The organism is Undibacterium sp. Ji50W, assembly GCF_049340445.1.
Taxonomy (GTDB): domain Bacteria; phylum Pseudomonadota; class Gammaproteobacteria; order Burkholderiales; family Burkholderiaceae_D; genus Undibacterium.
In genome coordinates this window covers 127167-143689 of the sequence record NZ_JBMPOX010000005.1, presented here as the reverse complement: position 1 = coordinate 143689, position 16523 = coordinate 127167, and the positions used below count along the sequence as shown (strand labels likewise).

At 53.4% G+C, this 16523-nt stretch carries 16 protein-coding genes; 8 read left to right on the top strand and 8 right to left on the bottom strand.

Annotated elements, in window-relative coordinates:
- Positions 1-17 precede the first annotated feature (17 nt).
- From ACO0K9_RS10675 to ACO0K9_RS10655, 5 genes are all read left to right on the top strand, one after another.
- A complete protein-coding gene (locus ACO0K9_RS10675) occupies positions 18-437 on the top strand; it encodes an ANTAR domain-containing response regulator (RefSeq protein WP_422984596.1) in 420 nt (139 codons plus the stop codon).
- A gap of 110 nt (positions 438-547) precedes the next feature.
- Complete coding sequence (locus ACO0K9_RS10670; RefSeq protein ID WP_422984594.1) at positions 548-1927, top strand: sensor histidine kinase; 1380 nt, start codon at positions 548-550, stop codon at positions 1925-1927.
- Between the two features lie 20 nt (positions 1928-1947).
- Entirely contained in the window at positions 1948-2703 is a 756-nt protein-coding gene (locus ACO0K9_RS10665) for a LytR/AlgR family response regulator transcription factor (RefSeq protein WP_422984592.1), read from the top strand.
- A 161-nt stretch (positions 2704-2864) separates the two neighbouring features.
- Complete coding sequence (locus tag ACO0K9_RS10660) at positions 2865-3167, top strand: hypothetical protein (RefSeq protein WP_422984590.1); 303 nt, start codon at positions 2865-2867, stop codon at positions 3165-3167.
- Positions 3146-3955, top strand: coding sequence for a TatD family hydrolase (locus tag ACO0K9_RS10655; RefSeq protein WP_422984588.1), 810 nt, complete (start codon positions 3146-3148; stop codon positions 3953-3955). Before ACO0K9_RS10660 ends, ACO0K9_RS10655 begins: the two co-directional genes overlap by 22 nt.
- Here the strand turns inward: ACO0K9_RS10655 and ACO0K9_RS10650 are convergent.
- Entirely contained in the window at positions 3952-4557 is a 606-nt protein-coding gene (locus ACO0K9_RS10650; RefSeq protein WP_422984586.1) for a hypothetical protein, read from the bottom strand. The two genes, ACO0K9_RS10655 and ACO0K9_RS10650, sit on opposite strands and share 4 nt — an antisense overlap.
- Positions 4558-4696: 139 nt before the next feature.
- On the bottom strand, positions 4697-6427 hold the full coding sequence (locus ACO0K9_RS10645; protein WP_422984584.1) for a rhamnogalacturonan lyase B N-terminal domain-containing protein: 1731 nt from the start codon (positions 6425-6427) through the stop codon (positions 4697-4699).
- 613 nt (positions 6428-7040) lie between these two features.
- Between ACO0K9_RS10645 and ACO0K9_RS10640 the strand changes: the two genes are divergently transcribed.
- Positions 7041-7913: a DMT family transporter gene (locus tag ACO0K9_RS10640; protein WP_422984582.1), complete on the top strand. Its 873-nt coding sequence runs from the start codon at positions 7041-7043 to the stop codon at positions 7911-7913.
- Between the two features lie 57 nt (positions 7914-7970).
- Here ACO0K9_RS10640 and ACO0K9_RS10635 read toward each other — a convergent pair whose 3' ends face one another.
- Both ACO0K9_RS10635 and ACO0K9_RS10630 read right to left on the bottom strand, forming a co-directional pair.
- Positions 7971-9992: a CocE/NonD family hydrolase gene (locus tag ACO0K9_RS10635; protein ID WP_422984580.1), complete on the bottom strand. Its 2022-nt coding sequence runs from the start codon at positions 9990-9992 to the stop codon at positions 7971-7973.
- An 82-nt stretch (positions 9993-10074) separates the two neighbouring features.
- The gene (locus ACO0K9_RS10630) at positions 10075-10737 is read right to left on the bottom strand and encodes a GGDEF domain-containing protein (protein ID WP_422984578.1); all 663 of its coding nucleotides are present in this window, start codon (positions 10735-10737) and stop codon (positions 10075-10077) included.
- A gap of 112 nt (positions 10738-10849) precedes the next feature.
- Between ACO0K9_RS10630 and ACO0K9_RS10625 the strand changes: the two genes are divergently transcribed.
- Both ACO0K9_RS10625 and ACO0K9_RS10620 read left to right on the top strand, forming a co-directional pair.
- The gene (locus tag ACO0K9_RS10625; RefSeq protein WP_422984576.1) at positions 10850-11713 is read left to right on the top strand and encodes a 1-aminocyclopropane-1-carboxylate deaminase/D-cysteine desulfhydrase; all 864 of its coding nucleotides are present in this window, start codon (positions 10850-10852) and stop codon (positions 11711-11713) included.
- 13 nt (positions 11714-11726) lie between these two features.
- Entirely contained in the window at positions 11727-12548 is an 822-nt protein-coding gene (locus ACO0K9_RS10620) for a substrate-binding periplasmic protein (protein WP_422984574.1), read from the top strand.
- 549 nt (positions 12549-13097) lie between these two features.
- Here ACO0K9_RS10620 and ACO0K9_RS10615 read toward each other — a convergent pair.
- The 4 genes from ACO0K9_RS10615 to ACO0K9_RS10600 form a co-directional block, all read right to left on the bottom strand.
- Positions 13098-13403, bottom strand: a complete 306-nt coding sequence (locus ACO0K9_RS10615) for an NIPSNAP family protein (RefSeq protein ID WP_422984572.1) — start codon at positions 13401-13403, stop codon at positions 13098-13100.
- A 79-nt stretch (positions 13404-13482) separates the two neighbouring features.
- Positions 13483-14592, bottom strand: a complete 1110-nt coding sequence (locus ACO0K9_RS10610) for an HAF repeat-containing protein (protein WP_422984570.1) — start codon at positions 14590-14592, stop codon at positions 13483-13485.
- 168 nt (positions 14593-14760) lie between these two features.
- On the bottom strand, positions 14761-15819 hold the full coding sequence (locus ACO0K9_RS10605) for a TIGR00266 family protein (protein ID WP_422984568.1): 1059 nt from the start codon (positions 15817-15819) through the stop codon (positions 14761-14763).
- Positions 15820-15833: 14 nt separating this feature from the next.
- Positions 15834-16514 (bottom strand): TIGR00266 family protein, encoded by a 681-nt coding sequence (locus ACO0K9_RS10600; protein ID WP_422984566.1) that lies wholly within the window; start codon positions 16512-16514, stop codon positions 15834-15836.
- Positions 16515-16523 lie beyond the last annotated feature (9 nt).

The window sequence follows — 16523 nt, the reverse complement described above, 5'->3', positions numbered from 1 at the left end:
TATGTAATCGGTTGCCCATGCTTAAAGCCGTCATTCTCGACGCTAATGCCGTCGCCCGCAATTTACTCACCTCCGTTTTGGTCAACGGTGGCCATGAGGTGGTGGGAGACGCCAACCTCAGCCCGGCCAGCCTGGCGCGCATCATCAAGCTCAAACCCCAGGTCGTTTGTGTCGATGTCGGCGAGGCTGATACCGAAGGTCTGGCTCTGCTGGACAAGCTGCGGGCCGAATTGCCTAAATCCCTGTTATTCCTGGTGTCCTCCAAAATTGATGCAGCCACCTTGCAGGCAGCCCAGCAACGCGGGGTACATGGTTTTATCGTCAAACCTTTCAATTCGGTCGCGGTCCTGACTTCCATACGCAATACCATACTGCGCATTGCCAAGCAGCAAAGAGCTGCCGTGGCTGAAGACCAGGGTGAAGCGGGCGGCGATTGAGTTCATCCCGGTAAAATCAGGTTTTATCCCCTGTCTGCGGGTTTTATCGCATCATTACTATTCCATGTTCTCCGGTATCAGACTAAGCAAAACTTGACCGGAGAATTGCCATGTCTCTTTCTAATGCCATGTCCAAACAATTGCATACTTCAGAACAACTGCTGCCATCCGAAGTGACGGCGCGCAGCGAGACCTGGCTGACCCGCGCTCGCAACTATCCGGTTTTTTCCCGTATCTGGTTCCGTTACCGTGCCCAGGCCTGGATAGGCTTTTTTGCCATCATTGATGTACTGGTATTGTTGGTCGGCTGGGTGGCCGACGCCAATATGCGCAAGACCGCGGCAGTTTTCATTCCCCTGACGCTGGGAGCTACCACCCTGCATCTGCTGGGGCCAGCCATGGCAGTCTGGGTCAGGAACCAGGCGTATGCCGGCAAGAAGGAGGTGATTGCTCTGTTGTCGGCCTTATTGCTGGGGGCGGCCTGTAGTTATGGTGTGCTTACTGGCGCCAGCTATGCAACCAAATACCTGGTGCTGGGCAGCGGCGATGTGGAATTGGCCGTCGCCGGTTCGATAGACGCCAGACCAAAGAGTACCAAGGATACGAAGGATACAAAGGATGCAGTGGGCAAGCCAGCCAGTGCGGTCACCCCACAGGCGAGTGTTGCTGAAATTGCTGAAAAGCCCGCTGAAAGCAAGGAAATTTCCAGCAAATTGGAACACACACCAGCACTGAAAATGATCCTGGAGGGATTTTCTCTGTTCGTCACCTCAAGTCTGATTATTTATACTGGTGGTGCCGTGGACTTCTGGTATTTTTTCCGCCAGAAAAAACGCATGCTTGAAGTCATGCACCAGCAGGAACTGCAGCAGGCACAAGATGCACGTCGCGAAGCAGAACTGCGCTTGTCGGTGCTGGCGGCCCAGGTAGAACCGCATTTCCTGTTCAATACCCTGGCGGGTGTGCGCTCTGCCATCCTGACCGAGCCGCAACGTGCTACGGCAATTGTCGATCACCTGGTCGATTACCTGCGTGCAACCATACCGCAAATGCGCAATGATGGCAGTTCGGCCCAGGCCAGGCTGAAGCAACAACTGGAAGCCGCCAACGCCTATCTGGGTTTGATGCATGCGCGCATTCCCCGTCTCAGTTACAGCGTGGACTGTGAAGTAAGCGATGCCGCCTTGCCGCCACTGATGTTGATTTCCCTGGTTGAAAATGCCGTCAAGCATGGGGTGGAACCAAAGATAGGGCCGGTACATATCGCCATCCGTGCCAGGCGCATGGAGCAGGATGGCACGGCCATGCTGGAACTGACAGTGGCGGATGACGGTGTCGGCTTTGCTGGCAGCAGTTCCGGCTCTGGCATAGGGCTGGCGAATATCCATGAGCGCCTGGCTTCTACATATGGTGAACGTGCCAGCCTGGTATTGAAAGCCAGGGCAGAGGGCGGTGTTGCTGCGACCATCCTGTTACCTCTGGAAGCCTGATTAAAATAAGGAAACAACTCATGACGACAGCCATCATCGCCGATGACGAAGATTTGCCACGCAAGGAATTGCGCCGCATGTTGGCCAAGGTATGGCCAGAACTGGAAATACTGGCCGAATGTGAACACGGTGCCGAAGCCCTCGAAGCCATACACCATGAAGCACCGGATATCGCTTTTCTGGATATCCGCATGCCCGGCATGACCGGGCTGGATGTGGCACATGCCGTCAAGGGCCGCTGTCATGCGGTGTTTACCACGGCCTATGACAGCCATGCCATCGATGCCTTTGCTGCCGGGGCGGTTGATTATTTGCTGAAACCGATATCCGAGCTGCGCCTGCAAGAAGCGGTAGCGCGTCTGAAAGAACGTATCGCCACCAAGCAACCGGTGACCGATGTCAGTCAGTTGATGTCAGAACTGGACAAGCGCCTGCGCAGCAATGCCGTCGAACGCATACGCTGGATCAGCGCCAGCGTGGGCGATACCATCAAGATGTTCCCGGTAGAAAAAATCCTGTTTTTTAGTTCGGATGAAAAATACACCAGAGTGGTCTGTGCTGATGACGAAGCACATGTGCGCAAACCCTTGAAAGAATTGATGGATGGCCTGGACCCGGACCTGTTCTGGCAAATTCACCGTGGTGTGGTGGTACGCGCCGACGCCATCACCCGCGCCCACAGAGATGAGTTGGGAAAATACACGGTAGAAATCCGTGGCTCACAAGAAAAACTCAAGGTTAGTCAGGCCTATGCCTGGCGTTTCAAACCCATGTAAGTTAGGACTTACGTAAAAACGCCCCAGCTGCGTTGCAGCTCCTCTCCTAGGAGCCGCGTACTAAAGTACTGTCTTCGTCGCTACGGTGAAGTCGGGGTTTCAGACAACATGTTGTCTGCCGACGAAACGAATCTCCCCTGCAAGGGAGATTTCCTAAAGCAATGGCCTTGCTGGGACGATTTTACGTAAGTCCTAAAAGCGTGGGAAAAATCTGGTCTTTGGGTTTGCAAAAATCCCACAGCCGGCAAGGAATGGCTTGGCTTTTTCGAGCAAGCAGATTTATGATGGCGCTGGCGTTACAAGCTACGCCATCATTTTTTAATAAAAAGATTTGGATTAATCCAGACGATTTCTCTCCCGCAGTTTCTGCTTCAGAATATCCTCAGTCCTCATTGATTGAGCGAGCCGGTAGTCCAGATAAAAACAATAACAGGAATTTCAAATGCAACAAAAAAATACACTGATCGATATCGGTGCCAATCTCGCACACCGTCGTTTTCATGCTGATCTGGATGCCGTGATTCAAAGGGCCAAACAGGCTGGTGTGGAACACATCATCGTTACCGGCACATCAGAGCATGCCAGCCGTGATGCCCATGCGCTGACACACACTTATGCCGGCTACCTGAGCAGTACCGCAGGCGTCCATCCCCATGAAGCCAAAAACTGGAATGCCGCTTGTGCAGCCAGCATAGAACAACTGGCGGCCAGGTCTGGTGTGGTTGCTATCGGTGAATGTGGCCTCGACTATAACCGCATGTTTTCGACTGAAGTGCAGCAACTGGCTTGCTTTGAAGCGCAATTGCAATTGGCCGTGCGTGTGCAAAAGCCAGTGTTCCTGCATGAGCGTGAAGCGCATGATGCATTTTTTGCGTTGCTCAAGCAATACCGCCCACAACTGAAGGGCGCAGTGGTGCACTGCTTTACCGGCAACACGGCAGAAATCCGCGAATACCTGGATCTGGATTGCCATATCGGTGTGACCGGCTGGGTGTGCGATGAACGTCGTGGTGACGACTTGCGTCAGGCGCTCAAGTTCTTGCCGAAAGAAAAGCTGATGATAGAAACGGATGCACCCTTCCTGTTACCGCGCAACTTGCCCGTAAAACCGCAAGAGGGCCGGAATGAACCCATGTATTTGCCGGTCGTGCTGGAAGCGGTGGCTGGCATTCTGGGTATATCAGCCATAGCACTGGCCCGTCAGGTGCGATTGAATACCGGGCAGTTTTTTAATCTGCCCTTAGCGGGCTAAGACGGTAAGCCTGCCTGTGATGGTTTGTCAGCGTCTTCAGCAATCTCTGCTGTCAAAATGGGTGTTGCTGCGGGTATTGCAGTGGGTGTTGTCGTCCGCAAGCTGCGCGACCAGCGCAACAGGCCGACGGCATAGCTAATGTAGTAGGCCGCCAGCATGCCAAACAGGAACAGGGTCAACGGACTACCGTAAAAATCACCAGGTGGTGTGGTGAATGATTGTGTCGTGAAATACAGGCTTCCCATACGCCAGGCAATACGACCCAGCAACAGCAGTGACAGCGCAATCCCGAGATGGGCATTCGGCGTATAGAATTTTCCTGCCGGACTGTTTTCAAATTTGGTCAGACGATGCCCATACACACCCAGGCCGCTACCGACAGCCAGGCCACCCAGCATGATCAGGGCATTGCCTTCATGGTTCAGCGCACCCAACATGACCAGGGCTATCAGCACCGGGAAAATGCATACGGTGATCGCGGCACGTATGCCAGAATATTTTTGCCTGCCTACCATGCGCCGGATACGCGACACAATACGCCAGAGAATAAACGCACCGACGGCAACGCCGATCAGCATGGATGAAGGATTGGCAGTGGCCATGATGGACTTTTGTCTCGTGTGCAGATGGGACTTGAAAGTCTAACATGTCCCTAAATTTGCCTGTACCAGAATGTATCAGGCCAGCGAAAATTTCGCTGGCCTGAAAGACATCTTCAATTACAAAAAGGGATTACGAGGTTTATTGCAAGAGATCCACCGCATCATATGAATAACCTGGGCTCAGATAAGTTGTGCCGCTGGAGCCACTGATCGCAGTCAGGGTCAGGATATTCTCACCCACCACGAATGCACTGGCAGGAATAGCGAAGCTGTACATGGTGTTGTTACCGCGATAGCTGCCTACCGTCAGGGTACGGCTGGATGGCTGGGTCGATGCTGCCGGGTTGGCAGATACCCAGGCATTCATCTGCGCCTTCGGACGTCCCCCTGCATAGGCGGTAGTGATACCTACCCGCAGCGTGTGGTCGGCAATCTGGCTGGCCGTCAGGTTGAACTTGATGGTGTAGGTGCCGTTGACTGCTTTCCACTGGTAAGCCGGGAAGTTGGCTGCCGCAGTTGAAGTGCCAACCACGAAGGTACCGGGTACCCATGAACTCATGCGTACATCGGACGGATGCATGGTGGTTACTTTGTCGCCATTCAGGAACTCGGCAGGTGAACCATCCCAGTCACCGATACGCCACAGTGCGGTGCTGCTGCTGGGGTCGCCGGCAATGGTAATGGCACCCGCATTATAGGTGTTGCCAGCACTGACGGTGACGGTACTGGTATCAACAGCCAGCTCATTTTTATAGATCTTCATGGTGTAAGTACCAGGGATCATGTTCGGGCTATTGAATGAACCATCGCTGGCATTTGCTGTGGTCCAGTACTGGGCCGTGGCGTTTGAAAACCCGACTGTGTAGCCAAAGTTGGTATCGCGGCCAAAGATGGCTGTACCAGCAACGGCACCACGTGCCGATGCCGGGACATAAGCAGTCATGCCCATGTCGGCAAACCAGGAAGTATCCAGTGTGCCTGGCGCTGATCCATTGGTGAATACCAGCGTATAAGTATTCAGGATGCCGGGGCGATATGCTTCGGTCTGGTTTTCTCCATAGTTGACGATATAGGTGATTTCCTGATCAGTCGACGTGATTTGGTTCAGCAGGCTACGGAAGAACGGGCCGCCAGAACCACCTTCATTATTGTCCCTGACCATCCACAGACCGACGCTGCTGCTGGTGCCGCCTATGTAAGACCAGTCTTTCAAGCGCATATTTGAATAATGCTTGGAACGTGTCTCGCCATTGGCCATGCCGAAGATGTCGCTGGATTCGATGGCACCGGTGGTGTTGCGCAAATCCGATGGCCCCGGGCCAAAAGGCAGCGCTCCTACCGGTACCCGCACGATGTAGCGCACCAGGTTGAGGGTGTTGGGTTCGCTGGTGAAATAGGTTCCCATATAGATATGTGGGCTGCCATTCTTTGCCAGGTAATAATGGGTCAGGTTACCAGCCTGCACCGTGATGCGGATATAGTCGGTATTGATGACATCGGCATTCACGGTCACTGCAGATATACCGGTGTATAGATAATCAAAGCCGCTATTCACCTGTGAACCACGCGACTGGTCCTGATATTGCACACCGTTATAGATCAGCGAGGCAATGTCACCTGCCGATTGCGTGCTGACACCGTTATCGAGACGGCGAATTTTAAACACCAGACCGGCACCGGTATCCACGGTGTAGAAATTGGTATCAGAGCTCAAGCCAAAAGTGCTGGCCGGTGCTGCCTGTGGCGGAACCGCCGACGGCACCGTGCTTCCTGTTTGCGCGCTTTTGCCACTGTCGCTGCCGCCACAGCCTGCCAGCAAGCTGAGTAGCAGGCAGCTTAACCAAAAGCTGCATAATTTTCTTGTATTCAATTTTTGTCTCCTGTTTTATTTATGAATCTTGTCTTGATATTTTTTTGTGATATTTTGTGACCTTGTCCCTGAGTAGCGGTGGTGTTTTCTCCTTTTCCTATAAAATAATCAGACGGTCTTGCTACACACAATGTGCGGCAAGCTGAAACTGCATTCCGGATGAAACTTGTGACGATGCGACCTGTGTTTTCATTGGTGATGCACACCAGCGTAAAATCTTGTAAAACAATGGGATGCAGCCTACCCACTGGCATCAGCAAGATGCCAGGCAAGGTAAAAATCGATACTGCCTGATGCGCTTAGTCTGTTACAGACGACCTCCCGGTCACCTTCAGACTTTGTATTGAATGCTGGAAAGCGGTTTTGCTTGCGGCGAGACAGCGGGCTGCTGCACAAGTCTTTTATAATGATTTCAGTATTATTTTCTACGTTCCGCGTGTCAATTCAATACGGCAACACTTGAAGAAAATATTGCAATAAATCATTTTCTTGAGCGGTGAAAATGCAGGCTTTTTGCTGCTGCACTGCACCAGATTACCTGCCATGTCCGAAAGCTGCCAGCAACTTTCTTCACAGTTTGTTAAGCTGCTCCCCTGATTGCTATGGAGTGCTTATGCGCAGTGCTGATGTATTACGTTTGATTTCCCTGGCGGCCATCTGGGGTGCGTCTTTCCTGTTCATGCGGGTGCTGGCACCAGTGGTCGGGGTGCTGTGGAGTGCCGAAGTCAGGGTAGGCCTGGCAGGCATGGCCTTGCTGGCCATGATGCTTGTTACCGGCAGGGCGATGAATTTTCGTGGTAACTGGAAATCTTTCCTGATACTGGGGACGATCAATTCTGCCCTGCCTTTTGCTTTGTATTCGTATGCAGCACTCAGTATCCCCGCCGGTTATTCGGCGATCGTGAATGCCACCAGCCCTTTATGGGGCGCGTTGATGGGGGCGGCTTTCCTGGGTGAACAACTGACCCTGCGCAAGATGGCGGGCATGGCGACAGGGGTGCTCGGCGTCGCTTTCCTGGTGCGTCTGGGGCCAGTGGAATTCAATAGCAAGCTGGTGCTGGCAGTCATGGCCTGTGTCGGTGCAACGCTTTGTTATGCCCTGGTCGGCATTTATACCAAGAAAAAACTCACAGGCATGACGGCCATGCAAATGGCCACCGGTTCACAAGTAGGGGCCGCATTTGTGTTATTGCCCTTCCTGCCGCTGGCACCGGTAAGGGGCGAGATTACATCAACGATAGTGATGGTGGCTATTGCCCTGGCGCTCTTGTGCAGTGCGGTTGCCTACCTGATTTATTTCCGCCTGATGGCGGACCTGGGGCCGACCAAGGCGCTGACGGTGACTTTCCTGATCCCGCTGTTTGCCTTGCTATGGGGTTATCTGTTCCTGCAGGAAAGCATTACGCTGAATACGACGATAGGTTGTGCGGGCGTGGTGCTGGCGACCTGGCTGGTGGTGTTCCAGCCAGTCAAGAAAGTGGAGTAGGGTTTGGTTCAAATTGAAAATGCCGGTCATACCTGTTCAGGGTATGACCGGCATTTTTTATTGGTCCAGCGCCGGCAAGACTTTCACATGCAGGGCACTAGGCTGGCTGCTGCTGTGATACACCTTGTGTGTGGCCTTGATGAAGTCGCTGTCTTTGGCTTCATAGATATTCGGCACAAAGCTTTGCGGGTTACGGTCTATGAAAGGAAACCAGCTGGACTGCACCTGTACCATGATGCGGTGACCACGCTGGAAGGTGTGGAACACATCATTGATACCAAACTTCACTTTGGTGACCTGGTTCGGTACCAGGGGTTTTGCGGTTTCGAAGCCATCGCGGAAACGGGCGCGGAAAGGCTCACCCCTGACCAGGGTTTGCTGGTTGCCGCGATTGGTTTGTGGATCGGTCTCCAGATTGGCTGGATTGACGTCGATGAGTTTGACTACAAAGTCGGCATCCGTGCCGGTGACGCTGACAAACAGATCGGCGCTTAGTGGGCCTGCCAGGGTCACGTCTTTTTCCAGTACCTCGCTTTGCCAGCTCAGTACATCCGGACGGCGGGTAGCGAAACGCTGGTCGGCAGCCACGTATTGCTTGTTCCAGCGTGTGCCTATCTCGGTGGTATAGGGTACCGGTTTGGCGGGGTCACTGATGTATTCATCAAACTGTGCATCCTGGTTGGCCGGTGCCTTGAAACTGAGTTTACCATCGGCCTGGAAATACAACGCCTGATCCTGGCTTTCTTTCGGTGGCCACTGCTCAAAACCGCGCCAGCGATTGGCCCCGGTTTCAAACATCCAGGCTTCCGGCAGTGCCGGTTTGTCGCCAGTTTTCAGGTGGTGTTTGAAAAACGCCAGTTCTATGGGTTGATAGGTTTCCACGGTGCGGTAACCAAAATTCGCGTCACCCACTTTGTCACCATCTGTGCGGAACCAGCCGCCATGCGTCCATGGGCCGATGACCAGGGTATTTTGTATACCCGGATTCTGTTTTTCTATGGATTTGTAGGTGTTCAGCGGGCCATACAGATCTTCGGTGTCATACCAGCCACCCACGGTCAGCACGGCTGCCTTGATGTTTTTCAGGTGCGGCAAAATGTTCCTGCTTTGCCAGAACTGGTCATAGTTGGGATGCGCGACAATGTCATTCCAGAACGGGATAGCATTTTTGAAATGGCGGGTATTCGCATTCGCGATGGAGCCCAGGTCCAGGAAGAACTGATAACCATCTGGTGTACCGAAATTAAAATCCTTCCAGCCCGCACTGGAAACAGGCAGTGGCCGTGGTTGGCCGAAGCTGTAGAAAAAAACAAATGCCATTTGCAGGTTGAAGGCACCATTTCTATGCATGTCGTCACCACGGAACCAGTCGGCAATCGGTGCTTGTGGTGAGATCGCTTTCAGGGCCGGGTGGCCGTCTATGGCCCCGGCCGAGGTATAGAAGCCGGGGTAAGAATTACCCCATTGCCCGACCTTGCCATTATTGTTGGGCAAATGCCTGGTCATCCATTCTATGCTGTCATAGGTATCTGAACTTTCATCGATATCGCTCACCGCTTTTTTCTGGTCTATGTGCGGGCGCATATTGACGAATTCGCCTTCCGACATATAGGTGCCACGTACATCCTGATAGGCAAAGATGAAGCCTTCCTTTTCATATTCAGCGGTCGGCCCCAACTGGGTCTTGTACTGGTCCGCACCGTAAGGCGCGACCGAATACGGGGTGCGGTTCAGCAGGATAGGATAACGTTTGTTGTTATTGGCATCATTCGGCACATACACGACGGTGAACAGCAACTTGCCGTCGCGCATGGGGATGCGGTATTCAAACTTGCAATAATTCTTGCGGATATAGTCGGCACGCTGTTTGATCTGGTCTGATTTGTCGTCGGCAAGATTGGCTGCCGTAGTGACGTTGGTGGTGGATGCGGTGGTAGCGGCGGTGGCAGCGGCAGTCACAGTGGACGTGACAGCAGTAGCGGCCAGTGCGGGACCAGCCACGCAGCCCAGCATGACGCTTAGCAATAGGGGGATGAGCGCATGCGTGGGCCGCATGCGCTGCAAATCAGACTGGATCATGGTTTTCCCTGGAATTATAAGAATATGAATAGCTTGGTGCGTTTTTAAGCGAACAAGTTCCCTATTCAATTGCTAACAGGTATTAATTCTCCGCATTGGGGTCATAATCTGGCAGGGGAGGCTCAATTTCTGAAATCTGATTGGCACCCAGTCCACGGGCTGTCACCAGCGCAGAACCGACTCTTTTCAGCATGCTTTCGGCAGTGTCTTTGTGGGCATTGGTCGTCAGTCCGGTGGAAAAGCTGACTTTCAACCCCGGTGCCAGGCTTTCCCAGTCCACCTGTTCGACCCGCAGCTTCAGGCGGGCGATCGCTTTGCGGCTGGCTTCCAGCCAGGTGGTCGGCATGACGATGGCAAATTCATTGGCGGCGACGCGACCAAAGGAATCCAGGGTACGCAACATGGTCAGGGCTTCTTTGGATACCCTTTGCAAGACCTGGCGTGCCACCGCCTGGCCATGCTGTTCCAGTATCTGTTCCAGCCCGTCTATGGCGATGGATGCCAGCGTGAAGGTGTGGCCGGTACGAAAGGAGCGTGCCAGTTCGTTTTCCAGCATCCCCATCAATGAGCGGCGGTTCAAGGCGTTGGTCAGATGGTCGTGTCTGGCCATGCTGTCGAGTTGTGTCAGTACCGTTTCCAGCGCAGGCAACAAGTCGGCTTGCTGGCCTTCGTTACGAATTTGCTTGATCAATTGATCCAGTTGCTGTCGTGCATTCAATAAAATTTGCGTGTTGTCCGTCGGCATGTCCTCTCCAGCGATGATGGTTAGCGCCAGGCGCTACAATGGCACTTTACCATTGACCACCGTATTTCTGCCAAGAATGTTGCCCTCAAATCAAGTCTCACCCTGTCAACGTGTGGAAAGCAGACATTTCCCCGGCATGCATTTATGGATCAAGCGCGACGACCTGCTGCATCCACAGGTGTCGGGCAACAAGTTCCGCAAGCTCAAATATCCTTTGCAGGCGGTGCAGGGCAAGGCGGTGCACATGGTGTCCATGGGCGGTATTTGGTCAAATCATTTGCATGCGCTGGCACATGCCTGCGCCATGGCCGGTGTGCCCGCTACGGCGCTGGTGCGCGGGGCGGAAGGCATGCAAAGCGCCATGCTGGATGATGTCCGCCTGCTAGGTATGCAGGTAAAGTTTATTACGCGTGACGCTTACCGGCGCTTGCGTAATGAGCCAGACGCCTGGCGTCTTCATTTGCCTATGCCGGACCAGGACGTGCTGTGGCTACCAGAAGGCGGCAGCAGTGCGCAGGCCTTGCGTGGCGTGGCCGAACTGGTGACCGAATTACCCTTCATCCCCTCGCATACGATACTGGCCTGCGGTACCGGTGCGACCCTGGCTGGGGTGCTGGCGGGCCTGGCCGGTCGTTCCCAGGTCATAGGCGTGGCTGCCATCAGCAATGCGGGCTATCTGAAAGATGAGATCGCGCGCCTGCTGGCCGAGGCTGGCTATCCTGATTATCAAAATTATCAATTGTTGACTGAATTTCATCTCGGTGGCTATGCCCGTGTCACGCCAGAACTGATAGCGTTTTGTACCGAGTTTGAAAACGAAACCGGTATTCCTCTAGAGCCTGTCTATACCGGGAAAATGCTGTTTGCGCTGCGTCAGTTGTGGCATGATGGCTGTTTGGCGGCAGATGCCAGCGTGCTTGCCATACATACCGGTGGCTTGCAGGGCCGGCGTGGGTTTGCAGGCATGAATACCTGAAGGCACAATAAAGATGAGACAACAGCAGGACCAGTACTGGCCAGGCAGCGCCAGACCCGACCGCAAACACCATCTGCGTCTGGCCAGCGCATTGCTGTTTCTTTGCCTGGGCGGCCTGTCTGTTGCCTGCCAGGCGGTGGATGCCCATTTGCGCGTTGCCGTGTATGAAAATCTGGATTATCCACTCAACATTTTCGACAAAAATCACCAATTGATTGGCGGTCTGCAAAAAGAATTTACTGACCTGCTGGCAAAGAAAATATCCGCGCGCGCCAGTTATGTCGCCTATTCACGACGCCGCATTGAACATGCCGTGATACAGGGTGACGCTGACCTGATGTGTTATTCCAGCCCCGGCTGGTTTGATTTGCCGAAAGAAGTCAATTGGTCCTTACCGACTTTCCCGCAGGTGGAGAGAGTAGTGGTGATGGCAGACAAACCCGGTCTGGAAATTTTGCCGCAGCAACTGGAAGGTAAAAGGCTGGCAGTGCAACTTGGTTACCATTATCCACAGATAGGTGCGCAACTGGCAGAAGGAAAAATCAAGCGCGTGGACCTGACGGATGTGCCGGGCATGTTTCGCATGCTGAGTCTGAGCGGGGCCGATGCCATGATCAGTTCGGACAGTGAAATCGAAGGTTATTTCAAAAATTACCCTGACAAACGCGCTTTGTACAAGGTATCAAAAACCGCTTTTTCGATTGTGCACACGCAGTGCGCGCTATCCCACAAATCGGGCTGGAAGATAGAACAGATCAATGCCGCCATCCAGAGCATGCAGGACAATGGTGATATGGAAAAGATCATGCACCGCTATGGGCTTTCATCGCGCTAGTGCAGCACTACTCGCGTTTGGAATGACGCCACCACTCCGAACCTGTTTACGATCTGTAGCGAACGTGCGTGTATCAGCGGGGTCAGGGTAACAAAAGAGCAGCGCAAAAAGCGGAATGGTCTGAAGACCGTGCGCATTTTGAGCAGCGCATGAGCCCCGCGTGGACTCCGATTGCGCCCGCGCTTAAGATCGCAAACAGGTTCTCAGGATTAAGTTTGAAATTGCCTTGCCATTAGCGGTATCCTGCTGCCTTTACTATTTTCAACCATAGACGAGAAATCATTCCTGACCGCTGTGCTGATTTCGCTGGTCGGTAGCTTTCAATGCCGCCTATGAAAAAGCCCGCCTGATGCCGAATGGCCCAGAACGCCAGAAAGTATTCAACGCCATTGAAAGATTGCTGGAAGCCGATACCGTACACAGCCTGGAACTCTGGCGTGTGCGCAAAGGCTGATGATACAAGCCTGGGTCAAGGGTTATAAGACCCACCCCATCATGCGTGGGGACTGGCGTTTTCTGGATGTGGAAAAGAGCAAATAAGTCGTCAGCTTATCCAAACACAGGTTTGAAAAAACTGCGTTCATAACTGACGATGCATTTGTTTTCTTCGGCAAATTTGAACGCAGCCTGGCATTCTGCATCGTCCATCATCTGTATGCGGTATTGTTCATACGTCGCCAGACTGGGAAAGCTAAATAGCGCCAGCGCGACATTATTCGCACCTTCAGAAGGCAGGAAATAACCGTGGTGCTGGCCACCAAATTTGGTAACTAACGGTATCCAGAGTTTGCCGTAATGTTCAAACTCTTTCAGTTTGGTGGGATCGATGATATAGCGGATATAGCAGGTGATCATGATATGGCTTGGCAGCTTGAAAGATGTTGGTGCCTGCCAGGGGAACGTGGCAACGGTCCCCTGGCAGGTGTTGACCGGTTCAGGCCCCAAAAAACAATCTGCTCTCAAAAAACAAACCCTTGAGGCGTTTGCGGAATATGGCGAGGGCAAGGGCCAGTAATACCACCAGCACGTTAAAACCGAGTATCCTGGTGCCGCCCAGATCAACAAAGGGGAGGGCATTGGAAGGCATGGTGGCAGCGTACAAACCACGATCGTAACTGGCACCTATCACCTGTCCGGCGTTGTTGATGGCATTCGTCAGATACAGGCTTTTGCCTGCCGGGTGCAAGACCATCTTGTTGTCACGCCAGACGAAGGATAAGCGCATATCCAGCGTATCCACCACACCGACCACATGGCCTTCATTGTTGATGCCAGTGGCGAAGCTGTCACCGTAACCTATCTTGTCGCCCAGGTCTGTCATTTTGCCGCCGTCATACACAAAGGCATGCCAGCGCCGGTCTTTGGTTTCCGATGCACCGACCACCACACCCTTGTCATTAATGGCCGTCGCCGAACTGTAGCGGCCGCCTATGGTGCCCAGGTCTACCATGCCTTTGGTGCTGTCATACAAAAAAGCATGGCGTGAACCATCGGCTATCATGGCCGTGCCAGCCACCTGGCCCAGGTTATTGATGCTGCTGGCATAGCTGACCTTGCCGCCCAGGGTACCCAGGTCTTTCAGTGGTTCGCCGGGTGTGTACAGGAAGGCGTGCCAGTCACGGCTGGGGGTATCGGCAAAGCCCACTGCCAGGCCAGCGTTGTTGAGTGCCGTACCATAGCTGCTGGGTCCACCCAGGGTGCCCAGGTCTTGCGTGCCATGGTCGCGGCTGCGGATGAATGCTCTCCAGGACTGGTCTTTTTTTGAAGAACCGACCACCGCCCCTTTGTCATTGATGCGCTTGGCTTCACTTTCGGTTTCGCCCGGCATTTCAAGCTTGATCAGCTTGCCGTTTTCAAAAAAAATGGCATGGGGCGTGCCATCTTTTTCCTTGATCACGGCAGCAACCTGGCCTGCTGCATTCATGTCATAGGCGATCGATTCACCATACTGTTTTCGTTCTATACCCAGGGAATGGCTGGTGGCAGCGGCTTCGCCACCAATCAGCGCCAACAGCAACAAACCACTACGCAATGCATGAGGCATACGAGCATCCTTTCTGAAGGAGTTTTGTGCGGGAGAATTGCTGACGAATATACAGATTTATTGCTTGGTGATAAAGATAAATTATTACCTCTGTCCGCACTGGCTGTTTTATCATCAATTGGCTATCGCGTTGATTTTTTTGCTGCGTGATGGCCAATTGTGCCTGTCTTATTCCTTGGTCGGGCGATACTTGCGTGCCCAGCTTGCAAAGGCACCGACGCTGCGGGTCTGTATCCACAACTTGCCTTCCCCCTTGAAGCGGCAGACGAAGCCTTCGCCAGAGAAGAACAGGGATTTGTAGCCGCCAACTTTGCTGATGCTATATTCCAGGCCATCGGTAAAGGCGACGATGTTGCCGGAGTCGACGACATAACCCTCTTTGACGTCGATTTCTATGATGGCACCGTAGCTATTAAACCACAGGTCACCTTCACCGGAGGCACGGATCAGGAACAGGCTTTCGCCTGAAAAGAAGCCCTTGGTGAAACCCTGCCATTTGGTTTCTATGGTGATGCCAGGGGTACTGGCGACAAAGGCACCGCTTTGCAGGTACAGGGTTTCGCCGCGCAGATAGCGGTGGATCAGGTCACCTGGCGTGGCAGGGGCGATGCCGATTTCGCCAGGGCCGTTTTCAGCGGTGAATTCATTGAGGAACAGGTTTTCACCTGACAGCATGCGCGAGATGCCGCCTTTCATCTTGGTTTTCATGACCAGGTTGGTGTCCATGGTGGCCATGGCGCTGGCTTCGACTTTCAGTGTTTTTCCGGCCGGTATATCGACAGTCAGAAAACCAAAATCCGGGCGGCCATCGATCTTAAATTTCAGGCCATCAAACGTGACAGCTGCGGCAGGCTTGGCTGGCTCAATCGCGGCGCGGGTGACCGGCGGCGCTTGTCTGGCAAGTGCCGGTGGGGCAGTCTCAGGGACAGGAGCAGGTGTCGACACCGGTACCGACGCAGGGGCAGTGTCGGTGCCGGGTGTGCTGGCTTCTTCTGCCTGGTCTTTCAGTATCACTTTCAAACCGGCGTTTTCTATGGTCAGGCGATATTTTTCTGCGGTCGCCGCATCCAGTCCACGTTTGATAATACGTGGTGCGGTGTCGAGCAATTGTTTAGCCTGTTCACCGGGTAACTTGAACAGTTTTTCTACCGTTGCGCAAGCTTGCTCGAAGCTGACGCCTTCTGCCAGTTCACCGGTGAGGACGATATCTATATTGGTATTATTCATGGCTGTCCTTATCGTTAGCTGCCTGGCTTGAGGTCGGGGCCGAGCAGGCTGCCGAAACTGTTTTCATTGTGGGACTGGCACCAGACCGTGCCACGGCCAGAAAATTTACACACCAGACCTTCACCACCGAGTATGGATTGCAACCAGCTCTTGCCAGCCTTAGTGATAGAGAATTGCAGGGTCTCGCTGAAGGCCACGATATGGCCGGTATCGACGATGTAATCACCATCGATTTCTATTGGATAAATGGCACCGAAAGAAGACAGGACGGCAGTTCCCTTGCCTTTCAGCTTGAGCCAGAAAATGCTTTCACCTGACAGCAGCGATTTGAAACCCTGCCAGCCCAGGTCGATTTCTATGCCTTCGTCGCAAGCGAGGAAAGCACCGCCCTGCACGATCAGATTGTCGTTGTTCAAAGGCAGCACCACCATGTCACCCGCCAGGTCGGTACCCAGCCAGACTTCACCCGGCGTACTTTGCGGTTCAAAATGATTCAGGAACAGGGATTCACCACCCAGCAAACGCTTGGCTGCTTTCAACAGCGAGCCGCCTTGTTTTTTATGGGTGGTGGTAGTGATTTGCATATTGCTGCTCATGGCCAGCATGGTACCGGATTCGGCGGTACATACTTCACCAGGACGCAGGCTGACTTTGGCGGCGGTATTGCCAGGCTGACTGACTAATTCTACTTGCATGATCGCGTC